The sequence below is a fragment of the Streptomyces shenzhenensis genome (assembly GCF_003688995.1).
In the GTDB taxonomy this organism is placed as follows: domain Bacteria; phylum Actinomycetota; class Actinomycetes; order Streptomycetales; family Streptomycetaceae; genus Streptomyces; species Streptomyces shenzhenensis_A.
On record NZ_PENI01000001.1, the window covers coordinates 171949 to 187597 of the forward strand.

A 15649-nucleotide genomic window follows, 5' to 3' on the forward strand; every position below is an offset into this window, starting at 1 on the left:
GCCCCGGGCAGCCCGCGGGCAGCGGAAAGGGGCCCGGCACACGCGCTGCCGAGCCCCTCCGGAACCGGTGAAGGTGTACGCCTAGTAGACCGGCTTGTGCGGTTCGATCTGGTTGACCCAGCCGATCACGCCGCCGCCGACGTGCACGGCGTCGGCGAAGCCGGCGGACTTCAGCACCGCGAGAACCTCCGCGCTGCGGACGCCCGTCTTGCAGTGCAGGACGATCTTCTTGTCCTGCGGGAGGCCCTCCAGGGCGGAGCCCATGAGGAACTCGTTCTTCGGGATCAGCCTGGCGCCCGGGATGGAGACGATCTCGTACTCGTTCGGCTCGCGGACGTCGATGATCTCGATGTTCTCGCCGTCGTCGATCCACTCCTTGAGCTGCTTGGGAGTGATCGTCGAGTCGGCGGCCGCCGCCTGGGCCTCCTCGGAGACGACGCCGCAGAAGGCCTCGTAGTCGATGAGTTCGGTGACGGTCGGGTTCTCGCCGCAGACCGCGCAGTTCGGGTCCTTGCGGACCTTGACCTGGCGGTACTGCATCTCCAGGGCGTCGTAGATCATCAGGCGGCCGACCAGCGGCTCGCCCGTGCCGGTGAGGACCTTGATCGCCTCGGTGACCTGGATGGAACCGACGGACGCGCACAGCACACCGAGGACGCCGCCCTCGGCGCAGGAGGGGACCATGCCGGGCGGCGGGGGCTCCGGGTAGAGGCAGCGGTAGCAGGGGCCGTGCTCGGACCAGAACACCGAGGCCTGGCCGTCGAAGCGGTAGATCGAACCCCATACGTACGGCTTGTTGAGCAGCACGCACGCGTCGTTGACCAGGTAGCGGGTCGCGAAGTTGTCCGTGCCGTCGACGATCAGGTCGTACTGGCTGAAGATGTCCATCACGTTGTCGGCCTCGAGCCGCTCCTCGTGAAGGATCACGTTCACGTACGGGTTGATGCCCTTGACGCTGTCACGCGCCGACTCGGCCTTGGAGCGGCCGATGTCGGCCTGGCTGTGGATGATCTGGCGCTGCAGGTTCGACTCGTCGACCTCGTCGAACTCCACGATGCCGAGCGTGCCGACGCCCGCGGCGGCCAGGTACATCAGCGCCGGCGAGCCCAGACCACCGGCGCCCACACAGAGCACCTTCGCGTTCTTCAGCCGCTTCTGCCCGTCCATCCCGACATCAGGGATGATCAGGTGGCGGGAGTACCTGCGGACCTCGTCTACGGTGAGCTCAGAGGCTGGCTCGACCAGGGGTGGCAGCGACACGGGGACTCCGTTGGTCGGTCGATCACTACAATTGTTCTACCCGTAACACTGCCACGGCCTTTTTCATTCCGAGACACCCGTTCCGATCCGCGAGACGATGTCGTCCCAGTAGCCGGGCATCGACTCCCAGGGGTCGACGCGGCCGCCGCGGTCGGTTCGGTCCGTGAAGTAGATCGTCGCCGCGCCCTGCCAGCGGGCGATGCGCAGCGCCTCGTCGAGATGGCCGCGCGGCACACCGTGCACGAAGTGGCAGAAGCGGTCGGGCGGGTAGTCGGCGGTCCACTCGTCGGCCTGCGACCAGCGGTAGTCGGACCAGGGGCCGGAGAAGGTGACCAGTTGGTCGGCGTTCTCGGCGTAGCCCGGGTGCGGGTGGGTGCCGTGGCCGAGGACGATATGGGTGGTCCTGCCGAGGGCGCGGAGCGCGGCGACGGTGCGCCGGACGGCCGGCAGTTCGGCACGCCCGGTGGGGCAGCGGTCCAGGAGGAAGCCGTCGACCTGGTACCACTCGCGGTAGCGCCGCGCGTCCGCGAGCAGCTCCGCGCGAGCCCGGGCGCCGTACACGGTGTCCAGGTGGCCGAGGACGCGGACGCCCGCGTTGCGCAGCCGGCCCGCAGCCTGCAGGCAGTGCGGGTCGGGATGGGCGCCGGGGCCGCCCGCGACGTCCAGGACCACCCAGTGCAGGGGGGTGCCGGGGCGCGTGAGTTCGGCCCATTCCATCGGGGCGACCAGGGGGTGCGCATAGCCGGGGACGCCGAAGCCGGTTTGCAGGCTCGTGTGGGCGGTGCCCGCAGGGGTGCTGGTCAGATACGGCATGCGGCCTCCATCCAGATGTCGGCGAGGGATTCCTCGAGGTTGATCCGGGGGCGCCAGCCGAGCCGGTCGCGTGCGGTGCGCACATCGGCCTGCTGCCAGCTGCCACAGCCGTCCGGGTACGGGTACGCGACGGGCGGCACATGGTCGGGGTCGGGGCGGGGGTGCCCGATGGCCGCGCGCAACGGGCCGGGCGGTCCGTCGAGTTCGTGCAGGGCACCGCCGTATCCGGCGACACGGGCGAGGACACCGGCGGCGTCGCGGAGCCGGATGGCCCGGCCGGAGCCGATGTTGATGACGCCCTGTGCCGCGGAGAGCGAGGCCGCGTGCACGGCGCGGGCCACGTCGCGTACGTCGATGAAGTCGCGCTGGACGCCCAGACCGCCGAGCTTCAGTTCGCCGTCGCCGGACTGCATGGCGCGGCGCATGGCTTCGGCGAGCCGGCCGAGCGGCGAGCCGGCCGGGGTGCCGGGCCCGGCGGGCGAGAACACGCGCAGCACGACGGCGTCGAGACCCGATCCGAGGACCAGTTCGGTGGCGGCGAGCTTGCTCACGCCGTACGGGCCGCCGGGGCGGGGCACGGCGTCCTCGGCCGTGGAGGAGCCGGGCTGGCTGGGACCGTACTCGGAGCTGCAGCCGATCTGCACCAGCCGGGCGCCGCAGCCGCTGCGGCGCAGGGCCTCGCAGACCGTGGCGACGGCGACGGTGTTGTGCCGGGTCAGTTCGCGGGCACCGCCGCGGGTGGCGCCCGCGCAGTTGACGACGACGCCGGGGTGGACCGCGTCCAGGAAGCGGGTGAGCGCGCCGGGGCTGCCGGTCGCGAGGTCGAAGCGGACGTCGGCGTCGTCGCCGCGGCCGAGCGCGGTGAGCTGGACGGCCGGGTCGGCGAGCAGGCGGTCGGCGACGAAGCGGCCGAGGTAGCCGTTGGCTCCGATCAGCAGGACCCTCATCGTTCGGCTCCCGGGGTGAGTGCTCCGGCTGCTCCGGTGGCTCCGGATGCTCCGGGTCGGGAGGTGGTCATCTGGTCTTCTCCTTCGAAGGGGTGATGCGGTCGCCTTCGCCGGCGGGGCCGGGCGCCGGTGAGTGGGTTCACGTCTGCTCCCCGGTCGGCGCGTGGGCCGAGGCCCGGGTCAGGGAGCGGCTCGCGTGGAGCAGCAGCGCCAGGGCGGCCGTCGCACAGGCGAGCGTCGGGACGGCGCCCGGGCCCCAGGCGTCCACCAGGGCCTCGACGGGGACGGCCAGGAAGGCGCAGCCGGGAAGGTGGGAGGTGAGGACGAGCGCCGGCGCCAGTACCTCGGTCGTGGCCGCGGCGGTGACGGCCAGGGCCGCGGGGTGCGGCAGGCGGTGGACGGTGAGGAGGCGGGCGAGCAGCAGGAGGGCACCGAGGGCGAGCGTCTCGGGGTAGGCGGCGGGCTCTCGCAGCACCGCTCCGGAGAGTGCGGCCAGGGCGGCGAGGGCGCACAGGAAGAGGGCGAACGTGCCGAGCAGCAACGGCCGTACGCCGGCGGCGAACTCCGCCAGGCCGCGGCTGCCGGCGAGTCTGCGGCGCGCGTGGATGGTGAAGAGGTGGGCGCACCAGGCCGCCGGGGCGCAGGCCAGGGTGAGGGCCAGGACGGGCGCGGCGGTGAGCGGCCAGGGGCCGTCAGCGGTGCCGTTGGGCAGGCCGTCGGGGCCGCCGGAGAGGGCGGCGCCGAGCAGGCCGTCACCGAGGAGGGCGTATCCGAACAGCCACCAGGCCCCGGCCTGTGTCCGGCCGACAGGGCGCCACGTGTGCGTGCCGGACGGTGCGCTCAGCGGGCCGCGGCGCAGTGCCACGCCGGCGCCGAGTGCCACGGCGAGGACACCGGCGGCGGCGACCAGGAAGCGTGCGCGTCCGTCGGTGAGGTGCACGCCCGCCAGGGTGAGTCCGGTCAGGGCGCCGGGCAGGAGGGCGCGCAGGGCCCAGTCGGCGCGTGCCCGGGCGGCCGGGGCGGTCCTGGCAGGCGGCGGGGGCTGGTCGGCGTCGCGGGGTACGCGGGCGTACATCTCCTCGGCGAGGGAGAAGACGTCGCGGTGGCGGAAGCGGGCGGCGGTCCGCTCGGTGATGCCGTGCGCTTCCAGCCCCGCGGCGATCTCCAGCGGGTCCACGGCCCGTTCGCACAGTTCGCGGTGCCGGTGCATCAGCGTCTTCACGGGGTCCGCGGCTCCGCGGCGCCCCGTGGACCCGCGCTTGGCGCCCGAACCCGCGCCGGCCGCACCGCCCGCGCCGCGGCCCCCGCCCATCGGTCTCGTACCGGTCAGGGCGCCGGACGTCGTGCGCGCGGCGACGCCCGTCGGCGCCCGCATGACGTCCCCTGTATCCGCCGTATCCGCCGTATCTGCTGTATTCGTTGCATGCGCTGTATCCGTTGTATGCGTTGTATGCGTCACACCAGCTCCGCCGGTCACATTCGGCTCGTCCGTCGCGTTCGGCTCGTTCGGCTCATCCGGGTCGTTCGGTTCTGCGAAGAGCCAGCCCTCCGAACGGGTGTCCCAGGCGCCGGGGCTGACCGGGGTTCCGGGGCGGTCCAGTTCGCCCAGGCCGCTCATCGGGCACCCTCCGCGGCCGCCGACGAGGTGGCCGCCACCGGGTCGGGTGCGGTGGAGGCCCAGCCGGGGCCGCCACGGGCGAGGACACGGCTCGCCGGGCCGGTCCAGCGGCCGGGGATGTGCGCCTCGGCCGGGACGGCGAACGGCAGGGGTTCGCCGGCGCCGTCGAGGACCACGCGCCGCACCGGGCAGCGCGAGACGACCTCCAGGTAAATGCTGTGAAATGCCGCGATGTTCTGCTCGACGGTGAACAGTTCGAGCGCGCGGGCGCGGGCGGCCGCGCCCAGCCGCGCACGGCGCTCGGGGTCGCGCAGCAGCGCCACGCAGGCCTCCGCGAGGGCCCGCGGGTTGCGCGGGGGCACGACGAGGCCCGTGCCGCCGATGACCTCGACCACCGCGCCGACGTCCGTGGAGACCGTCGCCCGGCCGCAGAACATGGCTTCGACCAGGCCGATGGGGAAGCCCTCGACGACGCTGGACAGGACGACCACGGCGCCCGAGGCGTACGCGTCGGCCAGGGTCGGGGCCTCCGGGCCGCCGATCTCCTCGAAGGACACCGGATTGTCCCCGACCGCGTGCACGCCGTCCGCCTCGTCCGGGAAGAGCTGCGCGGCGAGCGCCCGGCAGTGGCCGAGATAGGCCTGGCCCTCCGGGTCCGCCGGAGCGCCCACGACCCGCAGCCGGGCCTTGGGTTGCGCCCTGCGGACCTCCGCGAAGGCGTGCAGCAGCGACACCAGGTCCTTGGCGGGCTCCACCCGGCCGACCCACACCAGCGTGTCCGTGTCGGCGGGCTCCTGGGACTCGCCGACCTCGGCGAAGCGGGACGCCTCCATGCCCGGGTAGACCGTGCGGATCTTGGCGCGGTCCGCGCCGCACCGCTCCTGCCAGCGGCGTGCGTGCGTGTTGCCCGGGGTGACGAGCGCGGCTCGTGCGTAGGTCTCGGCGGCGAGCCGGCGGTGGAAGACGGCGAGCAGCGCCCGTACGGCCGGGGACTCCGTGCCGGCTCCGGTGGCCAGGTAGTGCGAGCGCAGCTGGACGCCGTACTCGGTCACCAGGAGAGGCACACCGGAGAAGTGGCGGGCGAGCAGTCCGGGCACCGCGGCGGCGCCGCCGGCCGTCGCGTGGCACAGGTCGACGGAGCCGAGACTGTCGTCGCCGTACCAGTCGAGGGAGAGGGGGCGCAGGGCGCGTTCGAGGTGCGCCGCGACGGTGAGGAGGTCGGGGACTCGGGCCTCACGCGCCGTGCGTGACGCGCCGGGGGCGCGGCAGGCGCGTTCCAGCGCGCCTACGGCGGTCTCGGAGCGGAGCGCGCCGACGAGTCCGCCCTCGTCGCGGGCCAGTTCCGCGAGCCCGTACAGGGCACTGGCGAAACGGTCCGCCTGATCGTCCGAGTCGATACAGACGGCCCTCGCGAGATCCTCGTAGCATGCGGCGAAGCGCCGGCGCGCACGCCGTGCGTAGCCGATCCCGTCGTCCTCGGCCGTCCACACAGGCGCCGTGCGTACGCGGCTGACCTGTGGTGGGAGCGGCAGCCAGCCCTCGTCCTCCTGCTGCCTGCTACGGCTGAGCGCGTAGATGTCGAACTCGTGTTGCCCGAGCCCGCGCACGAGCCGGTCGCACCAGAGCCTGGCGTCACCGCTCACATACGGGTAGCCACCCTCCGTAAGCAGTCCGATGCGCACGTGTGCACCCCCGATCTCCCTTTTGGGGAGCCGCCGTTGTCCCGGCGGCTCGCAGCGGGACGAACGTAAGCGGACAGGGCGGTGGTACGACGGACGGTTGTCCGTCGCACCACCAAAAGGGGTGAACGGTCGTAACTTTCGCCTGCGGGTCGCGTTCCGTCGCGCTAAGGGTTCACACGGACACGAAACGTCACGCCGTGGCCGGCTCCCGGCGGGCGGCCCGGCGCCGGGCCGCGGTCTCGGGGTCGAGGGCGGGCACCGCGGCCAGGAGCTGCTTGGTGTACGGGTCCTGCGGGGAGTCGTACACCTCGTCGGCCGGGCCGGACTCCACGACGCGGCCCTGGCGCATCACCGCGACCCGGTCGCTGACCCGGCGGACGACGGCGAGGTCGTGCGCGACGAAGACCAGCGCGAGCCCGAGTTCCCGCTGCAACTCGCCGAGCAGGGCGACCACCTGGGCCTGGGTGGTGACGTCCAGCGCGGAGACGGGTTCGTCGCAGACGATGACGCGCGGCTCTGCGGCGAGCGCCCGTGCGATGCCCACGCGCTGGCGCTGGCCGCCGCTGAACTCGTGCGGGTAGCGGTCGTAGTGGGCTCCTTCGAGTCCCACGCGCTCCAGCAGGTCGCGTACGCGCCCCCGGATGTGCTCCTCGTCCCGGCCCCGCGCGCGGAGCGGGTCGGCTATGGACTCGCCCACGCTGCGACGGGGGTTGAGGGAGGCGACGGGGTCCTGGAAGACCATCTGCACGGCCGGGTCCACCCCGGTGTGCGGCCGGCCCGCGTACCGGATCTCGCCCGCCGTCGGTGGCAGCAGGCCGACGAGCATGCGGCCCAGGGTCGTCTTGCCGCTGCCGCTCTCCCCCACGACGCCGAGGGTCTCGCCCCTGCGGACCGTGAGGGAGACGTCGTCGACGGCGAGGAGCGCCCGTTTGCCGCGCCCGAAGACCCGGCTGAGACCGGCCGCCTCCAGGACGACCTCGGCAGCCACGCCCGAGCCGCCACCCGAGGGACCGAGGCCGGACGAGCCGACGCCCGGCGTACCGGGGCCGGACACACCGCCCGGCACAACGGCGCCGGGCACACCGGCGCCCGACCCGACGGCACCCGGAGCAGCGCCGTCCGGCGCCTCAGCATCCGCCGCCTCCCCCCGCACGGCGCCCGCCCGAGCCACGTCGACCCGAGCCACGTCGACATCGGCCAGAGCCGCGTCCGGCCGGGCCGGGTCTCCCCGCTCCTCGTCCACGCGCGGCACCGCGGCGAGCAGTTCACGCGTGTACTCCTGTGCGGGCGTTCCGAGGACCGTGCCGACCGGGCCGTGTTCGACGGCCTCGCCGTGCCGCATGACCAGCACCTCGTCGACGCTCTCCGCGGCGACGCCCACGTCGTGGGTGACGAGCAGCAGCCCCATCCCGGTCTCCGCGCGCAGCGTGTGCAGCAGGTCGAGGATCTGCGCCTGGACGGTCACGTCCAGCGCGGTGGTCGGCTCGTCCGCGATCAGCAGGTCCGGCGCGCAGGCCAGCGCCATGGCGATCAGCGCGCGCTGGCGCATGCCGCCGCTGAACTCGTGCGGGCGCGACCGGGCCCGGCGCCGGGCGTCCGGAATCCCCACCCGGTCCAGGACCTCGACGGCACGCGCGCGTGCCGCCCGCCGTGACACGCGCGCGTGCACGCGATACACCTCGGCGATCTGGTCGCCGATCGCGTAGTACGGGTCGAGCGACGACAGCGGGTCCTGGAAGACCATGGCGGCCTTCCCGCCGCGCAGCCGCCGCAGTTCCGCGTCGGAGGCCCGCTGCACATCGGTCCCGGCGGCCTGGACCGAGCCGCCGACCCGGGCGCCGGTGTCCCGGTGCAGGCCCAGCAGGGCGTTCGCCACCGTGGACTTGCCGGAGCCGGACTCGCCGACCAGGGCGAGCGCGGCGCCCCGCTCCAGCCGGAAGGAGAGCCCGGCGACGGCCCGCAGGGGACCGAACTCGACCGTGAGGTCCGTGACGTCCACCAGGCTCATGCGAGCACCACCCGTCGGTCGGCCACCGCGTACAGCACGTCCGCGACGGCGTTGGCGATGACCACGAAGAAGCCGATGACCAGGACCATGCCGACGACCACCGGCAGGTCGACGACGTTGACGGCGTGCACCAGTTCCTCGCCGATGCCGGGCAGGCCGAAGAGGGTCTCGGTGAGCACGGCGCCGCCGACGGCGGAACCGACGTTGTTGGCGTTCAGCGCGATCACGGGGGCCAGCGCGCCGCGCAGCGCGTGCCGGCCGACGACGGAGCGTTCGCCGACGCCGTACGCGCGGAAGGTGCGGATGTGGTCCTCCGCGAGCGTCTCCAGCATCGCCGCCCGGGTGAGCCGGGCGAACGCGGCCGCCTCGATCAGGGCCAGCGACAGCCACGGCAGCAGCAGGTTCCAGGCCCACTGCTCGGGGTCGTCGGTGAGGGCGACGTACTGCGGGAAGGGCAGCAGCTGCAGTTCGCCGCAGACGACGATCATCAGGACGAGGCCGATGACGAAGACGGGGGTCGCGGTGCCCGCGAGGGTGACGGCGGTCAGCAGCCGCTCGGAGATCCGGCCGCGCCGCCACACCGACAGCACGCCGGTCCCGACGCCGAGCACGAGCCACATCACCATCGCGCCGAGCACCAGCGACAGGCTGACGGGCAGCTTGGCCAGGATGATGTCCAGGACCTGCTGGCCGGTCTGGTACGACAGCCCGAGGCAGGGGGCCGGGCAGTGCTCGACGGACGTGCCGGTCGAGTAGTCCTGGCCGGCGACGAGCCCTTGCAGGAAGTGGCCGTAGCGCACGTAGAGCGGGTCGTCGAGCCTGAGCTGCTGGGCGACCTGCTGCACCTGTTCCGGGGAGCAGCGCGGACCGCAGGTGATCTGGGCGACGTTGCCCGGGGTGGCGTAGAAGACGACGTAGACGATCACCGAGATGGCGAGCAGGGTGACGACCGTGCCGACGGCGCGGCGCAGGACGAAGCCGCCGAAGCCGCTCATGCGGTGTCCTCCTTCTGCGCGGCACCGCCGGCGGGCCCGCGCCCGCCGCTGTCCCGGGCCCCGTTCGAGCGGCCGGTCCCGCGCCCCGGTCCGCCCGCGCGCCCGCGGCCCGTGCCGACGCCGAGGCGCGAGGCGGCGCGCGGGTCGAGGGCGGTGCGCACGCCGTCACCGAGGACGGTCAGCGCGAGCACGGTGACGAACAGGGCGCCGGCCGGCAGCAGCAAGTACTGCGGCGCCGCCTGGTACCAGACGTCGGCGGAGGTGAGCATCTGCCCCCAGGACGGCGTGGGCGGCTTCACGCCGACGCCGAGGAAGGACAGGGCCGCCTCGACGGAGATGTTCATGGGCACGAGCAGGGCGGCGTAGGTGATGACGGGCGCGGCGAGTCCGGGCAGCAGTTCGCGCCGGGCGACGTGCCAGGGACCCCAGCCGCTGAGCCGGGCGGCGGCGACGTGGTCGAGCCCCTTGAGGGTGAGCGTCTGGGCGCGCACGATCTTGGCGATGCTGCCCCAGGCGATCAGGCCGATGACCAGGGTGACCAGGACGGGCCGCGGGAAGGCCGACGGGACGATCGCGAGCAGCGCCAGCGCCATGATCATCAGTGGCATGGCGACGATGATGTCGGTGGCCCGGCTCAGCAGTTGATCGACCCATCGGTTGCCGAGCGCGGCCGCGACGCCCACGACGACCCCGATCAGGATCTGCACCAGGGTCGCGGTCAGTGCGACGCCGAGCGACACGCGCGCCCCGTGGACCAGCCGCGCGAACAGGTCGCGCCCGGTCTGCGGTTCGACGCCCAGCCAGTGGTCGCCGCTGATCCCGCCGAACCGGCCGATGGGCACGCCGCCGCGCGCGGAGTCGACGAGCGACGGGTGGTAGGTGGTCGGGTCCTGGCCCTCGACGGCGGTGAGCAGCGGCGCGGCGAGCGCGACCAGGACGAGCAGCGCGACGACGACCGCCGCGACGAGGGCGGCGCGCTGCGTGCGCAGCCGCCGCCAGAACTGACGGGCCCCGGAGACCGCCGGGACGGTGGTGTCCGTCCCGGCGGTCCTGGAGACCGTTGAGGCCTCGCTCATGACTGTGGTGACCCGCTCGGCCTACTTGACCGCGGCCTGCGAGATGTCGAGGACTCCGGTCCAGTCGCTGATCACGATGTTCTTGACGTCCTTGCCGTACAGACGCTTGTAGACGGGGTGGAACAGCGGCACGGTCAGGGCCTGTGCGCCGATCTTCTTGTCCAGTGCGCCCCACCTCTGGGCGGCGGCGTCGAGGTCGGTCAACTTGTTGATCGCGTCGATCTCGTCATTGACCGACGTGTCGTCGAGCAGACCGGTGTTGAAGTTCGCGCCGTCCTTGACGATCTGGCGGCCGTCGAAGATCGGGGCGAGGAAGGGGCCGCCGGAGGGCCAGTCGGCACCCCAGTGGGCGAGGAAGAGGCCCGGCTCGGTCGAGACGTTGTGGATCTTGTCCGAGTAGTCGTTGTCCTCCAGGCCCTGGAGCTTGACCGTGATGCCGGCCTTCTTGAGCGCGTCCTGGACGGCGGTCGCGATCTCCGGGCTGGTCTCGAAGTCCTTGCTGTTGGAGTGGGTCAGGGTGATGGTCAGCCCGTTCGGGTGCCCCGCCTTCTTCAGCAGTTCCCTGGCCTTGGCCGGGTCGCCCGTCTCACCCGCCGGGAACAGGTCGTACGGCGTGTGCCCGAAGGACTTCTGGTCGGGCAGGAAGGTGGTCGCTGGCTCGGCGAGTGCGGAACCGCCGGCCGCGTTGATCACGGACGAGCGGTCGATGGCGTACGAGATCGCCTGCCGCACCTCGGGGTCGTCGAACGGCTTGACCGTCGGATTGAACGCGAGGTAGTTCGTGTAGCCGAAGTGGCCGGTGCCGACGCGCGCGGCGAGTTCCTTGTCGCCGGTGACCTTGGCGAGTTCGGCGGGTCCGAGGTTGGTGTCCGTGGTGACGGCGGCCGCGTCCGCGCCCTGGGACGCCGACAGCCGCTGGTTGATCACCGAGGAGTCGAGCCCGGAGCGTACGTCGATGGTGTCCGGGTAGGCCTTGCGCTCGGCGTCCGTGGCGGCGGACCAGTGCGGGTTGCGCTCCAGGACCAGGTGCTCGCCGTCGTTCTCGTTCTTGACGACCTTGTAGGGGCCGGACGAGACGGGGTGTTCCTCGTACTTGGCGCCGGTGTCCTTGCTCTTCGGGACGGGCGTGAACTGCGTCTGTGTGGCCAGGTAGGGGAACTCGCCCTCCGGCTTGTTCAGACGGAAGACGATCGTCCGGTCGTCCGGGGTCTCGATCGCCGACAGCCCCTTCTTGTCCTTGTACGGCCCCTGGTAGTCGGCCGCGCCGACCAGCCAGTCCCTCAAGTACGGGGCGCCGCCGGAGAGTTCGGGGGCGAAGGAGCGCTCGATGCCGTACTTGATGTCGGCCGAGGTGATCGGGGTGCCGTCCTCGTACTTGAGGTCCTTCTTCAGGGTGTACGTCCACACGGTCGCGTCCTTGTTGGGACGCCCGGTGTCGGTGGCGAGGTCGGGGACGACCTGGGTGCCGGCCGCGCCGTTCTCCCGGTTGCGGGTGGTGAGCGTGCGGAAGACCAGGGAGGGGACGTTGCCGCCGCCGGAGGTGTAGAGGCGGGCGGGGTCGAAGTTCTGCTGCGGGCTGGAGTTGAGGACCGTGAGCGTGCCGCCCTTGTGGGGCCCGGAGTCGCCGCTCGACCCCTTGGCATCGTTGTCTTCCGGGCCGCAGGCGGCGGCGCCCGCTGCCACGACCAGGCCGACGGTTGCCGCTGCCAGGCGGCGCGCTGTGCGGGACGGATGACGCATCGAAATGACGACCTCTCGGTTGATATCGAGGGTTTCTCGAATGGCGAGACAGATGGACAAGGGGTGAGACGCATCTGAACAGACGTCCACCCCGGCGCCGGGTCGTCGAAAAGGTCCGTGCGGTCGGCACGGTTCACGGAAACGGTGAGTCAGGTCGCGACGCGAACGCCAGGGGCAGGCGTCAGCGACAGTGGATGTCGGCCACGCAGAGCGCGGTCACGCCGATCAGCGCCAGCTGGATGGCGGCGCGAGAGGTGACGGCAGGACAGGACCACATGCGCAGAAATATGAACGATCAATCTGCACATGTCAACGTGACCGGGGAGACACCGGTCAACTCCCGGGGTAAGGCCAGGGGTTGGGCAGACAGTGGATTCCGTCATGGTCGAGGAACTTGGTCTGCTGCTGCATGACCGGGGCGGGCTGCCCGTCCTTGTCGCAGGTGACATGGCCGTAGCCGAGCCGGTGGCCCACCTCGTGGTTGATGAGCATCTGCCGGTAGGCGTGGATCTCGTCGCCGTACGTCGTGCTGCCCTGCGCCCATCGATAGGCGTTGATCATCACGCGCTGGGTGGCGGCCGAGTCGCAGGAGACGTTGTCCTCGGTGGTGTCCAGACCGGACTTGGCGCACCACTCGGCGGTGGTGCCGGGGCTGGCGAGGGTGATGACGAAGTCGGGCTCGCCCGAGTGGATCCGCTCGAAGGTGCGGGCGCCGCCGTGGGCCCAGCTGCGGCGGTCGTTGAGCGTCTTCTGCACCGCCTGGGCGAACAGTTCGCCGTCCAGGCCGAGCCCCTGCTCCACGTCCACGCGGTAGGTGTACTTCCGGCCCGCGCCCGGCGCCTTGGCGATGCCGGGGATCGCGTCGAACCTGCCCGAGGCCGTGAGTGTGGCGCCGAGCGGGTACTTCTTGTCCATCTTCTGCCCGTACGTCAGCGTGACCGGGCTCGGCGACGCGGACGGGGTCGTCCGGCCGTCGGCGCGCGAGGCCGGGTCGCGGACGTCGCGCGCCTGGTCGGTGGCGGACCGCGGCTGTACGTCGGCGTCGTCGCGGCCGTCGGTGACCTGCCCGGCCACGACCACCGCGAGCACGGTGGTGACGGCGGCGGCCGCTATCCCGGTGAACGCCCGGCCCTTGGCGGCCTTGGCCGGCGCGGGCGGCCCGGCCGGGGGCTCGTCGTCCGCGTCGTTGCCGTCCACCACGGGGGCGGCGGGGGCGTACGGTTCCGCGTGCCGCAGGCCGGTCCTGGCCCGGGGTGCGAACACATCGTCGTCGGCGTCGTGGGCGAAGGCGTCGAGGTACTCCTGCCGGGGCCCGCCGGGCGTCCCGGGCCGCTGCCGCGGCAGTGCGGCACCGGGCCCCGCGGCGGCCGGCCCCGGGGCAAGCCCGTGTGCCGCAGCGGTCCGTCCGCCCGGCTCGCCCCAGCCCCCGCCGGGTTCACGCTGCTCGGGATGGCCTCCGCGGGCCTGTGGAACACCGCGCGCGGGGGTACCGTCCGGCAGCCGTGGAAAACCGTGGGCGGGCGTCCCGTCGGGCAGCCGCGGAAAACCGTGCGCCGGAGTGCCGTCGGGCAACCGCGGAAATCCGTGCGCGGGCGTCCCGTCGGGCAGCCGCGGCGCGCTCCGTACGGGCGTCCCCTCGCCCGTCGGACACCGCTGGCCGGGCACCTGTCCCGGCGCGGAGCCCGGCCGTGCCGCCTGTCCGGACGCGTGCCTCGCGCGCGGGGCGCCGACGCCGCCCGCGTCTGCCGGGCCGCCCGCCGGCTCCCCCGGGCCCGCCGCCCCGCGCCGTGCGGTTATGTCCGCGGCATCGCCCTTGGGGGCGGATCCGCGGCGGCTGTGCCGTCCCACCTCGCCCCCTCAGCTCCGTTCGTCCGCGTCACCGGGTCCGTGCCCGGCCTCCACGGCGACATCGGCGGAGCCGGGTTCACCGGGCCCCTCAGGTCGCCGCGCCGGGATCTGCTGCCCGTCCAACTCCCTTATGTCCCGCAGGAGTTCCCGGAAAGCACCGGCCACCGTCTCAGGGTATTCCATCATCGCCACATGCCCGGCGTCCGGCAGCGACAGCAGCCGGGAGTCACGGAAGGAGCGGGCCGCCTTCTGGGACATGCGGTAGCCGACGAGCAGGTCGCGGCCGCCGTAGATCAGCAGGGTCGGGGCGAGCACGCGCTCGGCCTGGCGCCACAGCCCGTGCTGGCCGCCCAGGGTGTAGGCGTTCACCAGCCCGCGCGCGGAGCGCGCCATGGCGTCCCAGAAGTACGGCAGCCGCAGCCGCCGCTCCAGCTCCTCCACGGCGTGCTCGAACGCCTCCGGAGTCACCCGTCCGGGGTCGCCGTAACAGAGGCCCATGACCCCGCGGACCCGCTGCTCGGCCGACCACTCCTGGGTGATCCGGGTGAACAGCGGGGCGACACCGGGCAGGCCCAGCAGGGCGGTCGGCACGGCGGTGCGCTGCACACGCAGCTCCGGAAGGGCGGGAGAGACCAGCGTGAGGGTCCGGACGAGATCCGGGCGGACCGCGGAGACCCGGGTGGCGACCGCGCCGCCCAGGGAGTTCCCGAAGAGGTGCACCGGGCCGCGCCCGGCCGCGTCGAGATAGCGGATCACCGCGCGCGCGTGCCCGGTGACGGAGTAGTCGCCGTCGTCCGGCGGCGGGGAGTCGCCGAAGCCCGGCAGGTCGACCGCTTCGCCGTCGACGACGTGGTCCAGCTCGGACATCAGCGCCGACCAGTTCTGCGAGGAGCCGCCGAGCCCGTGCACGTACAGCGCGGGCGGCAGGCCCTCACGGGCCGGCGGACGCGACCGGACCGACAGGGTGACCCCCGGCAGCCCGACGGACCTCAGCCGCTCGCCCTCCGCGACCCTGACGAGCGCCACCCTCGGGAGGACGCTGGTGGCCGACACGGACGGCAGCTCGGTCGAAGACATGCGGCAATGTTACGAGACGATCACATAGTGGTTCTGTGTCCGCCGTCACAGATCGGGCGCCGCCCGGGCGTGTCGCGGGGCGCGGACCCCACGCTCGCCCAGGTCTCGGGCATGGCATCCGTACCGGGTGTCTTACGCTCGTACACAGGGCACCCGCATTTGTGGCCCCTGCTTCGTCCGGGGGTGTTCGTAGGAAGGGAGCCCGCCATGGCCTATGACCCCACCGATCCCGACGCGATCGAGGACCTGGAGGTCCAGGGAGTTCCGGAGATCGACGTCGAGGCTCCCGAGGGCGACGCCGCGGAGCAGCACACGGACATCGCACCGGAGCACGACGATCCCCTGACCGGCGTGGACCCGGACCGCGCCAACGAGGCCGACCTCATCGAGCAGGCACGGGTCGTGGCCCTCGACGAGGACGACTACCGCTGACGCCGGCCCGGGCACGGGGAGTGACCTGCCCCTTCTGAGGCGCCCTGATCGGCTTCCGGCACCGCCCGGTCCGTGAAATTCTGCGCTCGCACCGCGCACACCACGGTTACCGAAAAGTACGATGGCGGCGCGGCGCACACCGCATGTGGACGA

Annotated in this window: 13 protein-coding genes; 1 reads left to right on the forward strand and 12 read right to left on the reverse strand. The window is 72.9% G+C overall.

Annotated elements, in window-relative coordinates; translation table 11 throughout:
- Positions 1-81 precede the first annotated feature (81 nt).
- The 12 genes from moeZ to CTZ28_RS00785 all read right to left on the reverse strand — a co-directional run bounded on the left by moeZ (position 82) and on the right by CTZ28_RS00785 (position 15064).
- On the reverse strand, positions 82-1260 hold the full coding sequence (moeZ, locus tag CTZ28_RS00735; protein WP_121887195.1) for an adenylyltransferase/sulfurtransferase MoeZ: 1179 nt from the start codon (positions 1258-1260) through the stop codon (positions 82-84).
- Positions 1261-1323: 63 nt separating this feature from the next.
- The gene (locus CTZ28_RS00740) at positions 1324-2073 is read right to left on the reverse strand and encodes a spherulation-specific family 4 protein (protein ID WP_121887196.1); all 750 of its coding nucleotides are present in this window, start codon (positions 2071-2073) and stop codon (positions 1324-1326) included.
- Positions 2061-3020 (reverse strand): NAD-dependent epimerase/dehydratase family protein, encoded by a 960-nt coding sequence (locus tag CTZ28_RS00745; protein WP_121887197.1) that lies wholly within the window; start codon positions 3018-3020, stop codon positions 2061-2063. Before CTZ28_RS00745 ends, CTZ28_RS00740 begins: the two co-directional genes overlap by 13 nt.
- A 139-nt stretch (positions 3021-3159) precedes the next feature.
- Positions 3160-4638, reverse strand: a complete 1479-nt coding sequence (locus CTZ28_RS00750; protein ID WP_121887198.1) for a hypothetical protein — start codon at positions 4636-4638, stop codon at positions 3160-3162.
- A complete protein-coding gene (gene pelF, locus CTZ28_RS00755) occupies positions 4635-6320 on the reverse strand; it encodes a GT4 family glycosyltransferase PelF (RefSeq protein ID WP_121887199.1) in 1686 nt (561 codons plus the stop codon). Before pelF ends, CTZ28_RS00750 begins: the two co-directional genes overlap by 4 nt.
- A gap of 190 nt (positions 6321-6510) precedes the next feature.
- On the reverse strand, positions 6511-8328 hold the full coding sequence (locus CTZ28_RS00760; protein ID WP_121887200.1) for a dipeptide ABC transporter ATP-binding protein: 1818 nt from the start codon (positions 8326-8328) through the stop codon (positions 6511-6513).
- The gene (locus CTZ28_RS00765; protein WP_121887201.1) at positions 8325-9323 is read right to left on the reverse strand and encodes an ABC transporter permease; all 999 of its coding nucleotides are present in this window, start codon (positions 9321-9323) and stop codon (positions 8325-8327) included. The genes CTZ28_RS00760 and CTZ28_RS00765 overlap by 4 nt, the downstream gene beginning before the upstream one ends.
- Positions 9320-10399, reverse strand: a complete 1080-nt coding sequence (locus CTZ28_RS00770) for an ABC transporter permease (RefSeq protein ID WP_121887202.1) — start codon at positions 10397-10399, stop codon at positions 9320-9322. Before CTZ28_RS00770 ends, CTZ28_RS00765 begins: the two co-directional genes overlap by 4 nt.
- 21 nt (positions 10400-10420) lie before the next feature.
- Positions 10421-12139, reverse strand: coding sequence for an ABC transporter substrate-binding protein (locus CTZ28_RS00775; RefSeq protein ID WP_121887203.1), 1719 nt, complete (start codon positions 12137-12139; stop codon positions 10421-10423).
- Positions 12140-12320: 181 nt separating this feature from the next.
- Positions 12321-12416, reverse strand: a complete 96-nt coding sequence (locus tag CTZ28_RS49245; protein WP_310887582.1) for an Ms4533A family Cys-rich leader peptide — start codon at positions 12414-12416, stop codon at positions 12321-12323.
- A gap of 56 nt (positions 12417-12472) precedes the next feature.
- A complete protein-coding gene (locus CTZ28_RS00780) occupies positions 12473-13987 on the reverse strand; it encodes a DUF3152 domain-containing protein (RefSeq protein ID WP_121887204.1) in 1515 nt (504 codons plus the stop codon).
- Between the two features lie 9 nt (positions 13988-13996).
- Positions 13997-15064 carry an alpha/beta fold hydrolase gene (locus CTZ28_RS00785; protein WP_121887205.1) on the reverse strand — a complete coding sequence of 356 codons (1068 nt, stop codon included), beginning with the start codon at positions 15062-15064 and terminating at the stop codon, positions 13997-13999.
- Positions 15065-15271: 207 nt separating this feature from the next.
- On the opposite strand from CTZ28_RS00785, the gene CTZ28_RS00790 reads away from it, so the two are divergent.
- On the forward strand, positions 15272-15496 hold the full coding sequence (locus CTZ28_RS00790; RefSeq protein WP_121887206.1) for a hypothetical protein: 225 nt from the start codon (positions 15272-15274) through the stop codon (positions 15494-15496).
- Positions 15497-15649: the final 153 nt, after the last annotated feature.